At 52.6% G+C, this 15,931-nt stretch carries 16 protein-coding genes; 8 read left to right on the top strand and 8 right to left on the bottom strand.

All coding sequences use genetic code 11. The features are described 5' to 3' along the window. The first annotated feature begins 206 nt into the window (after positions 1–206). The 6 genes from thrS (at position 207) to DESAC_RS11470 (ending at position 5,168) form a co-directional block, all read left to right on the top strand. On the top strand, positions 207–2,129 hold the full coding sequence (thrS, locus tag DESAC_RS11495; RefSeq protein WP_013707242.1) for a threonine--tRNA ligase: 1,923 nt from the start codon (positions 207–209) through the stop codon (positions 2,127–2,129). 24 nt (positions 2,130–2,153) lie between these two features. Next, positions 2,154–2,663, top strand: a complete 510-nt coding sequence (infC, locus tag DESAC_RS11490; protein ID WP_041283953.1) for a translation initiation factor IF-3 — start codon at positions 2,154–2,156, stop codon at positions 2,661–2,663. 18 nt (positions 2,664–2,681) lie between these two features. After that, a complete protein-coding gene (rpmI, locus tag DESAC_RS11485) occupies positions 2,682–2,879 on the top strand; it encodes a 50S ribosomal protein L35 (protein ID WP_013707240.1) in 198 nt (65 codons plus the stop codon). A gap of 12 nt (positions 2,880–2,891) precedes the next feature. Further along, positions 2,892–3,245: a 50S ribosomal protein L20 gene (gene rplT / locus DESAC_RS11480; protein ID WP_013707239.1), complete on the top strand. Its 354-nt coding sequence runs from the start codon at positions 2,892–2,894 to the stop codon at positions 3,243–3,245. A gap of 94 nt (positions 3,246–3,339) precedes the next feature. Continuing rightward, positions 3,340–4,356, top strand: coding sequence for a phenylalanine--tRNA ligase subunit alpha (gene pheS / locus DESAC_RS11475; RefSeq protein WP_013707238.1), 1,017 nt, complete (start codon positions 3,340–3,342; stop codon positions 4,354–4,356). A 47-nt stretch (positions 4,357–4,403) separates the two neighbouring features. After that, positions 4,404–5,168 carry a lipoate--protein ligase family protein gene (locus DESAC_RS11470; RefSeq protein WP_013707237.1) on the top strand — a complete coding sequence of 255 codons (765 nt, stop codon included), beginning with the start codon at positions 4,404–4,406 and terminating at the stop codon, positions 5,166–5,168. Between the two features lie 459 nt (positions 5,169–5,627). Here the strand turns inward: DESAC_RS11470 and DESAC_RS11460 are convergent, their stop codons facing one another. Together DESAC_RS11460 and DESAC_RS11455 are read right to left on the bottom strand one after the other, a co-directional pair. Beyond that, positions 5,628–6,716 carry a sensor histidine kinase gene (locus tag DESAC_RS11460; protein WP_013707236.1) on the bottom strand — a complete coding sequence of 363 codons (1,089 nt, stop codon included), beginning with the start codon at positions 6,714–6,716 and terminating at the stop codon, positions 5,628–5,630. After that, positions 6,713–7,198, bottom strand: coding sequence for a hypothetical protein (locus DESAC_RS11455; protein WP_013707235.1), 486 nt, complete (start codon positions 7,196–7,198; stop codon positions 6,713–6,715). The genes DESAC_RS11460 and DESAC_RS11455 overlap by 4 nt, the downstream gene beginning before the upstream one ends. A 306-nt stretch (positions 7,199–7,504) precedes the next feature. Between DESAC_RS11455 and htpX the strand changes: the two genes are divergently transcribed. Together htpX and DESAC_RS11445 are read left to right on the top strand one after the other, a co-directional pair. Further along, on the top strand, positions 7,505–8,353 hold the full coding sequence (gene htpX, locus DESAC_RS11450) for a zinc metalloprotease HtpX (protein WP_013707234.1): 849 nt from the start codon (positions 7,505–7,507) through the stop codon (positions 8,351–8,353). Positions 8,354–8,523: 170 nt separating this feature from the next. Then, the gene (locus DESAC_RS11445) at positions 8,524–9,255 is read left to right on the top strand and encodes a tetratricopeptide repeat protein (protein ID WP_013707233.1); all 732 of its coding nucleotides are present in this window, start codon (positions 8,524–8,526) and stop codon (positions 9,253–9,255) included. Between the two features lie 82 nt (positions 9,256–9,337). On the opposite strand, the gene DESAC_RS11440 is transcribed toward DESAC_RS11445, so the two are convergent. The 6 genes from DESAC_RS11440 to DESAC_RS11415 form a co-directional block, all read right to left on the bottom strand. Next, entirely contained in the window at positions 9,338–9,781 is a 444-nt protein-coding gene (locus DESAC_RS11440) for a sll1863 family stress response protein (RefSeq protein ID WP_013707232.1), read from the bottom strand. Between the two features lie 90 nt (positions 9,782–9,871). Next, on the bottom strand, positions 9,872–10,588 hold the full coding sequence (locus DESAC_RS11435) for a pyridoxine 5'-phosphate synthase (RefSeq protein WP_013707231.1): 717 nt from the start codon (positions 10,586–10,588) through the stop codon (positions 9,872–9,874). Next, positions 10,570–10,989, bottom strand: coding sequence for an rRNA maturation RNase YbeY (gene ybeY, locus DESAC_RS11430; RefSeq protein WP_083800325.1), 420 nt, complete (start codon positions 10,987–10,989; stop codon positions 10,570–10,572). The genes DESAC_RS11435 and ybeY overlap by 19 nt, the downstream gene beginning before the upstream one ends. After that, positions 10,943–13,408, bottom strand: a complete 2,466-nt coding sequence (locus tag DESAC_RS11425; RefSeq protein ID WP_013707229.1) for an HD family phosphohydrolase — start codon at positions 13,406–13,408, stop codon at positions 10,943–10,945. The genes ybeY and DESAC_RS11425 overlap by 47 nt, the downstream gene beginning before the upstream one ends. Then, positions 13,383–14,441 (bottom strand): PhoH family protein, encoded by a 1,059-nt coding sequence (locus DESAC_RS11420; RefSeq protein WP_013707228.1) that lies wholly within the window; start codon positions 14,439–14,441, stop codon positions 13,383–13,385. Before DESAC_RS11420 ends, DESAC_RS11425 begins: the two co-directional genes overlap by 26 nt. A gap of 230 nt (positions 14,442–14,671) precedes the next feature. Next, positions 14,672–15,916, bottom strand: a complete 1,245-nt coding sequence (locus DESAC_RS11415) for a M16 family metallopeptidase (RefSeq protein WP_013707227.1) — start codon at positions 15,914–15,916, stop codon at positions 14,672–14,674. Between the last annotated feature and the right edge of the window lie 15 nt (positions 15,917–15,931).

The following is a 15,931-nucleotide window of genomic DNA, read 5'->3' as shown; positions in this document are numbered from 1 at the left end:
CTCTGGCGCAAAACATAAAAATCTTGACAGTCTGAGGGAGTTATGCGACATTTGAATATCGTGTGGCCAGAGGGGCGAACTGTTTTCCGATGTCTTATAAATCCAGATGAACCAGAACCAGCGGCAATACCAGACATTTTAAGGCAATCGAGTGCATCTGGCGTAATGCGGTCGGTTACGAAAGGTGCTTTTTTTATGAAGGTGACATGTCAGTTATCCGGGTGCAGCTTTTAGACGGCGACAGCCATCAGGTAGAGGCCGGCCTGAGCGTCGGCAAGGCCCTTCAACTTTTGGGGGTGGCTAGAGATCACAATGTGGTGGCGGCGCGGGTCAATGGGGAACTGGTAGATTTAAACTCCCTGCTCCAGATCGACAGCACCGTGGTGCCGGTGGCCAAAGACGATCCCGAGGGGCTTCAGATTCTGCGCCACAGCGCCGCCCACATCATGGCGGAAGCGGTGCGTTCCCTCTTTCCAGGGGTAAAAATTACTATCGGTCCGGCTATTGAAAACGGTTTCTATTACGATTTTGATCCGCCCCGACCTTTTACTACGGAAGACCTTGGCCGCATAGAGGCCCGGATGTGGAATCTGGTCGAGCAAGATCTGCCTTTTATCCGCCGCGAGGTCTCCTGGCAGGAGGCGCTAGATTATTTTCAGGCCCAGGGCGAAACCTATAAAGTAGAGCTGTTGCAGGATCTCAAGGACCAGCAGGTCAGCCTGTATCAACAGGGCGGTTTTGTAGATCTCTGCCGCGGACCGCACATCCCATCCTCGGGGTATTTAAGCGCTTTTAAGCTCACCAGCGTCGCCGGAGCGTACTGGCGGGGAGATGAACGCAATCCCATGCTGCAACGCATTTACGGAGCCGCCTTTGCCACCGGAGCCGAACTGGACCAGCACCTCCATTTTCTGGAAGAGGCCAAACGTCGGGACCACCGCCGTTTGGGGAGAGAATTGGGTCTGTTCTCCATCGAGGAGGAGGCTGGGCCGGGACTCGTTATCTATCATCCTAAAGGCGCCCGTTTACGCCTGGTGTTGGAGGATTTTGAACGGCGAGAGCATTTGCGCCGGGGCTATCAGATAGTCATGGGCCCGACATTGCTAAAACTCGATCTCTGGAAACGATCCGGGCATTTTGAAAATTATCGGGAAAACATGTATTTTACCGAGATCGAGGGCATTGACTACGGCATTAAGCCTATGAACTGCCTTGCTCATATGCTGATTTACAAGTCCAGCATCCGCAGCTATCGGGAGTTGCCGTTGCGGCTGTTTGAGTTGGGGACTGTGCACCGTCACGAGCGCTCCGGGGTTTTGCATGGTCTGACTCGGGTCCGGCAGTTCACGCAGGACGATGCCCACATCCTTTGCCGTCCGGATCAGGTAGAGACTGAAATCGCCGGGGTGATCGACTTTGTGGCTGAAGTTATGGCCGTATTCGGCTTTGAGTATGAGGTGGAACTTTCCACCCGCCCGGAAAAATCCATCGGGTCTGATGAGGATTGGGAGCGGGCCACCTCCGCCCTGATCAATGCTCTGCAAACCCGTAACCTTCCCTTTGCTACCTGCGAGGGGGAAGGCGCCTTTTATGGTCCCAAGATCGATATCAAGCTCAAGGACGCCATTAACCGGCGCTGGCAGTGTGCTACTGTTCAATGTGATTTTACCCTGCCGGAGCGTTTTGATCTGACCTACATAGGTCCGGATGGCAACCCGCATAGGCCGGTAATGCTGCACCGGGTAATTTTAGGTTCTTTGGAGCGCTTTCTGGGTGTGCTGATCGAACATTATGCCGGTGCTTTCCCAGTCTGGCTGGCGCCGGTCCAGGCCATCATTCTGCCGGTGACCGATCGGGCTCATCCCTTTGCGCTGGACGTTGCCCGGCGCCTGCAGGCCGAAGAGTTGCGGGTAGAAACCGACCTGCGCAATGAAAAATTGGGGCTGAAAATTCGAGAGGCACAGTTGCAGAAAATCCCCTATATGATTATTATCGGTGATCGGGAAGTAGCCGCTCAGACTCTCTCAGTGCGGCGATTAGACGGTACCGAGATCAAAGACACACCCTGGGAAGAGTTCGTGAGGCTTTTGAAAACCGAAGGGCAACCGCCGCGGCTCGGCAAAACCTAAACACCTACGCTGGGAGGACAAACTATCCAGAAACCAAAAGTGAATATCAACCGGATGATCCGGGCCACAGAGGTTCGCCTTATTGGTCCCGAAGGCGAACAGGTTGGAATCATGCCCCTGACCGAAGCCCTGGCTCGCGCCGCAGAAGCCGCCCTTGATCTCGTCGAGGTGGCTCCCCAGGCCAATCCGCCGGTCTGCCGCATCATGGATTACGGCAAGTTCAAGTATTTGCAGAGTAAAAAGGTCCAGGAGGCACGTAAGAAACAGACTATTATCCAGGTCAAGGAAGTTAAATTCAGGCCGAAGATTGAAGAGCACGATGTTGCTTTTAAAATCAAAAATATCCGCCGGTTCCTGGCCCAGAAGGACAAGACCAAAATCTCCTTGATCTTTCGCGGACGTGAAATCGCTCATCCCCAGATCGGTATTGATTTATTAAACCGTGTTGCCACCGAATTGGAGGATATCGGGACGGTGGAACAGCCTCCCAAGATCGAGGGACGCAACCTGACTATGATTATTGCACCTAAATAATGGTGAGAGGATGAAGGTATGCCTAAGATAAAAACCCACCGCGGAGCTGCCAAGCGGTTCAAGCTGACCGGCGGTGGCCGGTTAAAAAAGACCAAAGCCTTCCGGCGACATATTCTGACCTCAAAGTCGTCCAAACGCAAACGTCATCTGCGGGCGCCGGAGATGGTTGCCAAATCCAGTGAGAAGAATTTGAAGAAATTACTACCTTATCTTTAGTGAGGTCTACTCATGCCACGAGTTAAACGAGGTGTGCGGGCTCGAGCCCGTCATAAAAAAGTAATGAAGCTCGCCAAGGGCTATCGCGGCGGCCGTCGCAGCCTCTATCGGTCCGCCCGCGAGGCTGTGGATCGGGCCCTGTGTTTTGCCTATCGCGACCGCAAGGTCCGGAAGCGGGAATTTCGCAATCTGTGGATTGTGCGACTCAACGCCGCGGTCCGACCCTTCGGACTCTCTTACAGCCGTTTCATCCACCAACTGGATAAAGCCAATATCAGGCTGGATCGCAAGGTCCTGGCTGATCTGGCGGTGTATCATCCCGAAGATTTCTCCCGCATCGTTGAACTGGCCCAAAAAGCCGCCTGATACGTTCCTCTGCATCATAAAAGTGGAAAGATCTTCAGGTATTTTTCGATTCCGTGTGCTCATGCGCGACTTCGGCAGATAAGGAACGCCAGGCGTGACTTTCGAGGAACTCCAACGACTGGAACCAGAGGCTCTGGCAGAAATTAATGCGGCGGGCTCGGCGCCAGCTCTTGATCAGATCAGGGTAAAATATCTGGGCCGCAAAGGCATCATTACTCAAGCCCTGCGTTCTTTAGGGGGGCTTCCCGTAGAAGTGCGGCCGCAATTCGGGCAGGAGGCCAACCGCCTGAAAAAACTGCTGGAGCAGCAACTGGCATCGGCCCACGATTGCCTCAAAAAAGCAGCTCTGGAGGCCGAAACGGCTGCGGGTTTGGACCTCACCCTGCCGGGGCGGCAGTTGGACAGGGGGCGGCTGCATCCCATCACCCAGATTACCCGGGAAATCTGCGACATCTTCACCCGTATGGGCTTTCAGGTGGTAGAAGGGCCGGAAGTCGAAACCGATTACTATAACTTTGAGGCCCTCAACATCCCCCGGGACCACCCGGCTCGGGATATGCAGGACACCTTTTATATCTCTGATAGCATTGTTCTCCGCACCCACACCTCTCCCATGCAGGTCCGGGTTATGGAACAGCAACAGCCGCCGGTGCGTATTGTTGCGCCGGGCAAGACCTTCCGGCGGGATTCCGACCTGACCCATACGCCAATGTTTCACCAGGTGGAGGGGCTCCTGGTAGATACGGACGTCTCCTTTGCCGACCTTAAAGGTGTGCTTACGACCTTTGTCCACGAAATGTTCGGTCCCGAAGTGGGACTGCGCTTCCGTCCCAGTTTCTTTCCCTTTACCGAGCCTAGCGCCGAAGTTGATATTCGGTGTGTTATCTGTCAAGGCGCCGGCTGTCGGGTCTGCAAGCAGACCGGTTGGCTGGAGATTCTGGGCGCCGGCATGGTGGACCCGGAAGTCTTTCGCTTTGTCAATTATGACCCGGAGGTGTACGTCGGTTTTGCCTTCGGTATGGGCATTGAACGCATCGCCATGCTCAAATTTGGCATTGACGACCTCCGCCTCTTCTTCGACAACGACCTGCGGTTTCTTAAGCAATTTTAAATATATTACAAAATAGGGCGTGCCGCGCCCGCCATTCCCGACTGCTTATGTTTCGCCTCCTTGACCACGGTCCCTGTCCTCCCGCTTGGAATATGGCAGTGGACTGCGCGTTATGGCGCTCCCATGCCGAAAACGGCGGCCCCCCTACCATCCGGTTCTACCAATGGGTCCAACCGACTCTTTCGGTCGGGGCCGGCCAGAAACTTCCCCCAGACCTAACAAAGGAACGGTTGGAGGCCTTGGGTTGGGCTTTCGTCCGCCGACCCAGCGGCGGGCGGGCAGTGCTGCACGGCGGCGATCTTACTTATAGTGTGGTGGCCGGACAAAGAGAGGGATTTCCCCCTTCGGTGCGGGCGGTGTACCGGCGGCTCTGCCGGGGACTGCAGGCCGGTCTGGCGCGATTGGGCATAACCGTCTCAACGGGGACCCCCAGCCGCAACAGCAGGAAGGAATTTCACTGTTTTGCCTGGATTTCGGACGGCGATCTGTCTTTTCAAGGGAAAAAGTTTGCCGGCGGGGCCCAGGTCTGGCGGAATGGAACATTTCTGCAGCACGGCAGCATCATGGTTGACCCGCCCGCGGCGAACTGGCAGCGGTTTCAGACCCTGCCAGACTTAAATCAGCCCTTCCCGCCAAACACGACCTGCCTGAGCGAAATTTTAGAGAGACCGGTGTCTATCAGCTCGCTCAAGACCGCTTTGCAGCAGGGACTGCGGGAGGAGCTGAACATCACCCTGATGCCAGGAGACTTGACTACCTGGGAGGAAGATCAGTTGAGGCTCGAACTTGAGGCGAGAACGCAGCGGTTTTGATTCCAGTTTAATACTTAACTTTTGGATTGTGATAAAAATATTGTCTTTGAAAGTAGGCTCATAACTCATTTGAATTACATAACCTTAATAATAGTGTCACACATTCCCACAAAAACATTTGCTCTTTTTTGGTTTTGCCTTAAAATGTAAAATTATATCATTAGTGTCCGGCACAAAAATTGAGTGCAGATCCAGGATATTATTCGGATGATAGGAGGCGTTAAGAGCATTTGCCTGTTCTGATAGACAGATAAAGTCTGGCGCCAAAGCTGGAAAAGTCTCCTGAAAAACCACCTTGACCTGCAAGCGCCGTTGTTCTTTCCGGTCCAGAAATTCCTTGGCCAGACCGGCGTGTTCTAGATGCGCTAAGGTTACCTTGAATCTTACTGTCAGAAAAGAGTCAAAAGCTGGAATTGCGGGGCGGCGAAGTGGAGCGCATTCTGCCTGTTGGTCAAGGGGTTAGATTATCGGTTCACCGAACCGCACCGGCAGATTGATAGTCACCGTAGTTCCTTTGCCTTCCTGGCTTTCCAGATTAATAATCCCCCGATGCTCGTCCACGATCTGGCGGGCAAAGACCATTCCCAGGCCGGTGCCGCCGACTTTAGTAGTAAAATACGGTTCAAAAACCTTGCTGACTACCTCAGGAGGCATGCCTTTGCCGCTGTCTTGGATCACCAGGGTGGCATAGTTTTTATCACAAGTGGTAGTAACGTGGATTTCTCCCTGGGGGCCGGTGGCTTCCAAGGCATTGCGGATCAGGTGGGCAATGGCCACCTTGAGGAGATGCCGATTTAACTGGCAATAAACCGGATAGGAGTGATAGCCGGTAATCAGGTGAACGTGTTTGCGTTCGAATTCTCCCCGCAGCATCTCCACGATATCCCGCACGATTTTGTTCAGATCATCCTGAGAGAAGAAGGATTTTTTATTCTGCGCCAGACTTTCGAATCGCACTACCATCTCTTCTAAACGTTTGGCCGCCTCCGAGATGGCTAGAGCCCAGTCTCGGGCCGGATCTTCCGGGGCCGTCTTCCGAAGCAGGCGGTTGCTGAATCCCCCGATGACCTGCAGCGGGTTGCGGATGCCGTCGGCAATTCCCAGGGCCATCTCACTCATGGTGCGTTCCATCACCAGGGCCTCCATCTCGCGGTTGAGCGCCATAATTTCCTGGCTGGTAGCCTCAATATGGTAGTGATCGGCCTCCATGCGCCGATAAAGCTTTTGAATATTATGAAAAAATAGAGTAATGGAAGCGACAATGATCGAAATAATGGCGTTGAGGCCGCCGCTGAAAGGACGCATCTGTCTCCATAAAAAGTCCAGGTCGGCATACATCAGGAGGTGGCCAGCTATGTGTCCCAAGGCTCGAGAAAGACTAAAGACAAACAGAGCCAGGGTGAGCCAATAGAGGAACAGCCATAAGGCGTTTTCGGCCTCCCGGATTACCAGGCGGCGACAGCGGATAAAAGCTGCCAAACTGACGATGACGATCAGAACCGAACCGGCGATATCGTCTATGGCGATGAACAGGGGCATGACATTCATTGGGGTCTCACCGTCCCCTCTCGACCAAATGCCCTGATACCCAGATATAAAAAGATAAAGGCTGGTGCCAGCAGTAGGTTATCCAGTTTGGTTATCACATACAGCCAATAAGCCAGTCCTTGAACGAAGGCGGCTGCCGGTTCGGCGCGGTCATTGGGGGCCAGGATCAATCTGATAAACTGCCCGATAAAACAGACGATATTCCACGCAACGAAAAATCCGCCAGACCGGGCCAACAGCCGGAAGCTCCGGTACTGCTGCAGTTTTTGCTGCCGCAGCTCAAAAATGAAAAACAGCATGGCCAAGGCCCAAAAGAGATAGGCGAATTGCCGGACAAAAAACGCCTCCTCAGGATCCCAGTGGGGCATGAAGGCCAGCGCCGGGGTGGGGTAGCACAATAATCCTGCCAGCAAACCCACCATAATGGGCAGTAGTCGACATTGCCACTTTGCAGTACCAGAAGCGGCGAATTTAGGATTCATAAGTCTACCTCACCTTAACCCTCAAAATTGCCGTGAAAAATAAGCATCGGCATGTAACGGCCCTGAGATTCTTCTTGCAGCATTTTGTTCTCATATTATCACATTTTGATTGGTTTATGAAGTTCGGGTGAATTGCTGATTCTAAGATGGTAAATACGCCTACTGTTATGGCGTTTTTTGAATCCGATCGCCCCGATTCTCTTCCTATTGACAAGACTTTGGGAGCATATTATTATGATTATTGGAAATAATCACAGTGATAATAATCTGCCAAGGTAGAGATATAATTTCCCAGGAGGCAAACCGATGACCAATCAGATAAAAACCGTCCTGCTTTTAGGGGCGCTTACCGCTTTGATCATATTTTTCGGCAAGGTTCTGGGCGGGACCCGCGGCATGCAGATCGCCCTGATCCTGGCTGCGGCCATGAACTTCTTCAGCTACTGGTTCTCTGACCGGATTGTTCTAAAAATGTATAACGCCCAGGAGGTCACGCAACAGGAGGCCCCGGACCTCTTCGCTATGGTGGCTGATCTAGCCAGGCAGGCTGAGGTGCCCATGCCACGGCTGTACATTATTCCTGAGGAGACTCCCAACGCCTTTGCTACCGGCCGCAACCCTGAACATGCCGCAGTGGCCGTTACTCAGGGCATCCTGCGTCTGTTGACGCCGACGGAATTGAAGGGGGTGTTGGCTCATGAAATGGGGCATGTTCGCAATCGGGATATCCTGATCCAATCCATCGCCGCGACGTTGGGCGGAGCCATCATGGTGCTGGCCGATATGGCCCGTTTCTCGGCGATCTTCGGCGGCAGCAGCCAGGATGAGGAGGGTGGAAGCAATATCTTTACCACCTTGCTGTTTACCATTTTGGCGCCCATCGCAGCTATGCTCATCCAGATGGCCATCTCCCGCTCCCGGGAGTATATTGCCGATGAAACCGGGGCCCGGCTCTGCCACAACCCCGAGTCTCTGGCCCGCGCTCTCGAAAAACTGGCTTATGGCAATGAGCGGATTCCGATGCAGGCTAATCCCGCAACCGAAAACATGTTTATTGTCAGTCCTTTTGCAGGCGGCGGTTTAATGAGTCTGTTTAGCACCCATCCCCCTATTGAAGAGCGGATCGCCCGACTTAGAGCAATGCGCGCCAGTTAACTTTCAGGGGAGGTTTTACTACAATCCCCGCGGGCCATCTGGTAGACCGGTGGCCCATTTTTTTTAGAGGGAAAACGGTGGAGGGAAGAGGGATGAAGGGGGAAAGCAGGTTCTAAGGTTGAGATATAAAGAGACTATGACTGGAGCTTTTTATTGAGGGGGATTGGTTTATGAGAAGATCAAGCGGAGCTTGGATTGGAGTGGTCATCCTAGTGGCGGGGTTTTCCTGTCCTGGCCTTGCCGGGCAGAGTCTTTTGGATCAGGGAAAGGAGGCCTTCAAAGCCCAAAGATATGGGGAAGTAATAGAGCTGTTGGGGAAATACCTCCAAAATCAACCTGACTCGGTGGAGGCCCGGCGCTATCGGGTCCAGGCCTTGGCACGTTTAGGGTATCCGGAAGAGGCTCTAACCGAAGTAAATCAGGGCTTGAAACAGCGTCCGAACGAAATCAGTCTCCTCCTCCTGAAAGGCGGATTGTTGGGTGAACTATCTCGCCGGAAGGAGGCTATCGAGGTTTTCAGCCAGGTTTTGAGGGCTGACCCGCAGAATGGCGAGGCCCTGAAGGAACGCGGGGCTAATCTGGCCAATGAGGGTAAGATCGGAGCGGCCATGCGTGATCTCAACCGGGCGGTCAAATTGCTTCCCAATGACCCCTGGGCCTTTAATCATCGTGGGATGGCCTGGTTATGTCAAAACAAATATCAGACGGCGTTAAACGACTTTTCTACCGCCATCAAGCTGCGCCCGGATCTGCCGCATGCCTACTTTTTCCGCGGTAATCTGTATCTGCATCATATGAATCGACCGGACAAGGCCCTGGTTGATTTTAAAGAAGGCTGCCGCCTGGGCCATCCCCTCTGCTGCCAGGAGGTTGAGAAACTGGCGGGGAATGAACCGGAATGAAATTCATTATTAGAATCGGCTGCTCTAACCTCCTGGTAGAATCCGGAAACCTTTGGGTGTATAGCCCTTGGGAAGATAATCCCTAAATATCCTTGCCTTTTTCTAGATCCTGGTCCATCTGTTTGAGGGTGTTATCCAGTTTGGACTTCATGTCATCCCAGGTCTGGCCAACCGCTCCCTTGGACTCCTCCAATTGCTTCTTGGCTACTTCTTGTTTCTGCTGTAATTGTTGGACCAAGTTCTGGAGTTTGGACTTCATCTCCGGGGTCGCCTTTTCGGCACGGGCCTGAAGTTCGTCCAGCTTCTGATTGAAATCCTGCATTTTTGACTGCAGGTCATTAAAATATTTGGCTTTCTGCTCCTCAAGGAAATCTTTGGTCATATCAAGGAGTTTCCCGGCCTGCTCTTGTATTTGATCTTTGGAGATTCCTTCTTTGGGTTTAGGGGGTTCTTCTTTCTTGTCGCAGCCGGTGAAAACTAACGATGCCAGTAGTAACGCAGCCGATACCAAAAGAGTTTTTTTCATTGTTGACCTCCTGAAGTAATGGCGGGCGGTGCCCACTTTACAATTTTTGTCCCAAGGTAAACTATGCTTCGCTTTTCCTCGCAAGCTCTTTCATGATTTAATCAAGGCTATCATTTCCCTGACCGCCCTCTCGAGGCCGACCAGTACTGCTCGGGAGATGATGCTGTGGCCGATGCTATACTCGTCAAACTCTTTGCGGCCCCGGAAGCGTTTAATATTGCGGTAATTAAGGCCATGCCCGGCTTTTACCGCCAGCCCCAATTGCCGGGCATGGGCTGCGGCAGCCAGTAATTCTTCGAATAACCGGTCTGCTTCATCTTCTGAACGAGCCTCGGCATAGGTGCCGGTATGCAGTTCCACGTAGTTAGCGCCTACCACCGATGCGGCCTTGAGCTGCTCCGGCTGCGGGTCAACGAAAAGGCTGACCCGAATACCCGCCTGCTGCAATTGTTGGACGGCCTGATGGATATGATCCTGATAGCCGGCAACGTCCAATCCGCCTTCGGTGGTCAATTCCTCACGTTTTTCCGGGACCAGGGTTGCGACATCGGGTCTGATTTCTTTGGCAATACCGATTATTTCGGCGGTAGCCGCCATTTCCAGATTGAGACGGGTCTTAACCGTCTGTCGCAGAATTCTGACATCCCGGTCCTGGATATGTCGCCGATCCTCGCGCAGGTGCACAATAATACCGTCGGCGCCGGCCAATTCCGCTAGCGCCGCCGCGGTTACCGGATCGGGTTCATCAATCAGCCGTGCCTGCCGCAAAGTTGCGATATGATCTACATTTACTTCCAATCTGGCCACGCAATAACCTCCTTCAATTCCGGATACAACCGCAAAAAAAGTTCTTTGGTTTTGACGGCCATGCACTGGGCTGCGGCTTCGCTGGTTTCATGATCGTACCCCAAAAGATGGAGAATGCCATGAATGAGGTAAAGATCAAAGAGTTCGGCGAACTCCCAACCTTGCTGCCAGGCCTGGCGCTGGGTCGTCTCAAGCGAAATAATGACATCGCCCAGAATCTGGGGTTGGACCTCAGGGAAAGGACCTCCCTGCTGGGGCAGGGCGATGACATTGGTGGTGCCTCGCCGTTGCATGATGGTCCGATTGAGACGAGCCATAGCCGGGTCATTCACGAAGGTGAGGCTCAATTCGGCCTTAGGACAATCCAAGGCGCTTAAGATCTTCTCGACCCTTTTCCTGATCTTTGTGGGGTTTAAGGGAATCTTTCTCTGCCGGTTGTTTATCCAGATCGTCACTACTTTTCTTTTTTTCGCCGCCTTTATCGGCTGCCTGGGGGTAATCTACTCGGTGGTGGAAGATGCCGCTGAGGATTTTTATGAAACTTTTGGCGATTTCATGCAAGTCTTTGAGAGTAAGTTCGCATTCATCCAACTGTCCGTCGGCAAAGATATTGTTGATGATCTTTTGTACTAATCCCTGAATTCTGGCCGGGGTCGGATCCAGAAGGGTCTTGGAGGCGGCCTCCACCTGATCCGCCAGCAAGACTAATCCGGCCTCTTTGGTCTGCGGTCGGGGTCCGGGATAGCGGTAGTCTTCAATATTTACCTGCTGCGGGTTAGCCGCCTGCTGTTTGGCCTTATTGAAAAAATAGGCCATGAAACTGGTGCCGTGGTGTTGCTGGATGATATCAATAATCTTCTGGCCGACCCTGTCCTGTCGGGCAAGCTCCATCCCGTCTTTGACGTGGGCCTGCAGAATCAGACTGCTCATGGAAGGGGCCAGTTTTTCATGTTTATTTTCGCCGCCTAGCTGATTCTCCACAAAGTAGGTGGGCTTTTTGATCTTGCCGATGTCATGGTAATAGGCTGCGGCCTTGGCCAGCAGAGGGTTGGCGCCGATTTTTTCCGCCGCCGCCTCCACCATGTTCCCCACGATGATGGAGTGATGATAGGTTCCAGGGGCTGCCAACATCAACTGCCGCAACATCGGGCGCTCCAAATTTAACAACTCCAGCAGTTTGATATCCGAAGTCAGATCAAATAACATCTCCAAAATTGGCGCCAGTCCGGACGCCAGGATACCTACCTGGATGCCACCGCCTAGGGCAAAGACGCCGCCGAAAAAAACGTCTTCCAGATCCAGCGGCAAGTCTAAGAGTTTTATGGCGAGGACCATGGCAAAATTAACCACCGCCACACTAAGGCCCGTACGGATGAGGACCCAGCGGTTGCGGCAATAACGGGTCCCCCAAACACCCACCAGGTTACTTACTGAAAAATAGACAAAAAATAAAAAAGGGTTTTCCAGCAACATGGCGGTGAGTATGGAGGCCAGAAAAGAGATCATGACTGCGACTTCTAAGCCGATAAAGATATTCGCCAGGATCGGAGCCAATGCCACCGGTAGATAAAAGATGAAATTTTTGGAGATAAGGGGGCTAAGGCGGGTTAGGGCATCGCCAAAGATTGTCAGACCCAAATTCAACAGGGTTACGCTCAGAAGAATTAAGGCCAGAAAGGTCAGCTCAGTGTTATTGTGAGACGATTTTTTGGCAAAGAGACGGCTTAACTGATAACAGGCGCCAAAGAGCAGGACAATGATGAAGAAAGAGCCTAAAAACTTCCAGAGCCACCATCCCTGAGGGGTTTCTTTCTTCATTGTCTGAAGCTTAATTAGGTGGGTGGGGGTTATTTTCTCACCTTCGCGCACCAGCATCTCGCCCTGTTTTATCTGAAAGTAGACCGGACGCAGTTCCTGCAGACGTTTAAGTTTACGGCGCTCGGTTTCAGCCCGGTTTAAAGCCAGGTTGGGAACGACCAGGGATTGGGCGACCTCGCAAACCGCATAGCGCGATCCCGTCGGCAGGGTAACGGTCTCCCGACAATAGAGTCCGACCTTTTTTCTCGCTTCCTCAACTGGTAAGAAACGCTCGGGATTGTTTTCGACTTTCTCATTCCAGGAGGGCAGGTGACGGATAATAATGTGCCGGCGTTGGTTCTGCAACCCCGAGGACTGCTCACTGAAAACACCCTGGGAGACGACAAAATTTACCTGTTGACTGATAATATCCTCCCACTGTACGGAGAAATTATCGCGCGCCAACAGGTAGAAGATATTGTTAGGCAGGACAACACCCAGGCGCCGCTCGAATTCCGGTTTTTTATCAAGTATTATCTTGTATACCTGCGAGAAGGGAGGCGAGGTTATAGCAGCGCCGGGTTCGCCCCGATGGCTTGTCGCTTCTTGTAATGCTTCCTGTCTGGCCTGCCGCATAAATTCGAAGGCGTCATGCAACCGGGCATTGATCTCCGCTCCGACCCGCTCGTCCAGATCGTATACCAAAGGACTTTCAGTTATGCATTCTTGCTGCCGTTTGGCGGTTGATTCTTGATCTTCGACCAAAAAATCCGCGGTTGCTTTGATGTTGGCTTGGGCAATGTCATTCACCCGATAATCAGGATAGGATACCTGAGAGCGGGGATAGACGATAATGGCTGCAAGCAGGCTGAATACAACCAACAAAAAGATCCTAAACCATTTTCCCTGTCCAGCCGCTCCGGCTGCGGCGCGTTTCCCTGCGGGGAGTTGTCGCCAGAGCCGCTGAATCTGGTTCAATTCCAAAAATCTTCTGACTTTATGGTTGTTTTTCTTTTCGATCATGAACGTCGTCGTACCGCAAGGCGGCAGTTTCTCGAGCAACAGGTCGGTGTTTCTGGGATTGAAAGTTTTCGTAGGCTAATATGATATCCTGCACCAGGGGATGGCGCACCACGTCATTCTTATTAAAATACACAAAATCAATGCCATCGATATTTTGAAGTATCGTTATAGCCTCTTTCAGGCCCGAGCTGGCTCCGGCAGGCAGATCAACCTGCGTAATATCGCCGGTGATCACGGCCCGAGAGCCAAAACCCAGCCGGGTGAGGAACATCATCATCTGCTCCGAAGTAGTGTTCTGGGCCTCGTCTAATATTACGAAGGCATTATTCAGGGTGCGGCCGCGCATAAAAGCCAAGGGGGCTACCTCAATAACGCCGCGCTGCATAAGCTGTGAGGCTTTGTCAAAATCCATCATATCGTGGAGGGCATCATAGAGCGGGCGCAGATAGGGATTGACCTTTTCAAACAGATCGCCGGGCAAGAAGCCCAATTTCTCTCCGGCTTCTACTGCCGGCCGGGTCAAGACAATACGGTTGCAGTCGTTGTTAACTAAAGCCGCCACCGCCATCGCCATGGCAAGATATGTCTTGCCTGTGCCGGCCGGACCGATGCCGAAGACCATGTCATAAGTGCGAATGGCCTGAAGGTAACGCTTCTGGTTGAGGCTTTTGGGCGTGATGCGACGCTTCAGGGCGGTGATATAAACCGTATCCAGAAAGATACTTTTGAGGTCGGCTTCCTGGTTCTCCTTGAGGATTCTCAGAGCGTATTGAACGTCCTGGCCAGTAATGGGATAGCCCGCCTGAATCAAGCCATAGAGCTCCTCCAAAGTCCGTCCGGCCAGTTCAACTGCGGGTTCGGCTCCTTCCAGGATCACCTCATTGCCCCGGACATTCGTTTTGATATGCAACAGACGGTCAATAATCCGCAGATGTTGGCACTGCTGGCCGAAAAGAATCTGCACCAGTTGATTATCGGCAAAAGCAAGCTTCCGGTTTGCGCCACCGCTGGCAGCCAAGAGGCCTTTTCTCATCCCGCCGCCATATCGTTCGGGCGCAGTTTGATGGATACCCTCTGTATCATTAGGTCTGGTTTCAGTAACGAACCGGCAGGAGCCAGGGCGTCGGAATAATTATAACTGCCGAATGTTAGATAATTCATCGTAGTTAAACTAGTATCAAAAAACTATCTACTTGACAAGAGTGACAATCCCCCTACGATGCAATTATTCTATCGGCAAAAACAGGATAAATCCATAGTTGTTCAGCCAATAGAAATAGTAGATGCCTTGAGCGGCCCCAGGCAGACGATTTGCCAGCTACCCAGATCCAGCCAATCCTGAGCTTTTTCGATAACCTGGTGGGGAGTGACACTGGCCAGATGATCGATTATTTCCTCATAGGAGAGGTAATGGCCGAAGCTAAGTTCGTTCCTGGCCAACCGCATCATCCGATTGTCGCTGTCTTCGGCACTCAGATACAATGAGGCGCGGGAATAATCGACCGCCGCCTGCAATTCCTGGGGGGAGACTCCGGTGGTTTTCAGGGCCTCGATTTCACGTCGAATGGTGTCTAGCAGTTGCTCAAAATTTTCCGGACTAACGGAAGCGCTAATGGCTAATAGGCCAGCATCACTGAAGCAGTGTAAGAAGGAATAAATGGAGTAGCACAATCCCTGCCTCTCCCGTATTTCTTGAAAAAGGCGTGAACTCATATTGCCGCCCAGGATCAGGTTCAACAGAATTGCCATATACCGGCTGTCCTCTCCGGCGGCAGGTGCCTTGCCGCCGGCGACCAGATGTACCTGTTCCAGATCCTTTAGGAAATTGTGAGCCCCAGGATAGGTGGCGACCTTCTGTCGTGGACGGGAGCAGCGGCAATTGTGGAAATCCCCAAAAGCGGCGGCGGCTAGATTTACCAGGGCCTCATGCTCTAAGCGGCCAGCCGCAGCGATTACTATATCTTGGGGGTGGTAATGGGACTGGCGGTAGTCCAAAAGCAGCAGGCGGGTAAAATTACATACGGTATCAGCACTGCCCATGATCGGTCGACCGAAGGCGGAGTCACCATAAAAATGCCGGTTAAAGAGAACATGGACATATTCATCCGGAGTATCTTCGAGTTCATCGATTTCCTGGAGAATTACCTGGCGTTCCTTCTCTAATTCGGCAGTATCATACACCGGGTTGAGCAGGATATCGCTCAACAGATCGAAGAGTCGGGGAAGCTCAGCAGCCAACACCTTGCCGTGAAAACAGGTATTTTCCTGGGTGGTAAAGGCATTGGCAGTTCCCCCCAACTGGTCGATTTGACAGGCCAGCTCGCTGGCCGAGCGGCGCCCTGTTCCTTTGAAGGCCATATGTTCCAGGAAGTGGGCCATGCCATTTTCTCCGGCGGTCTCATCCCGAGAGCCGGTGTTAAGCCAGATTCCCAATGAAACCGAATGAAAATGGGGAAGCGCCTCGGTTACCACCCGGACGCCATGGGGCAGTACGGTTTTCTGATACATTTCGTGGGAGCGCCT

Origin of the sequence: Desulfobacca acetoxidans DSM 11109, assembly GCF_000195295.1 — a bacterium.
Lineage (GTDB): Bacteria > Desulfobacterota > Desulfobaccia > Desulfobaccales > Desulfobaccaceae > Desulfobacca > Desulfobacca acetoxidans.
This window is presented reverse-complemented; position numbering and strand designations above follow the sequence as displayed.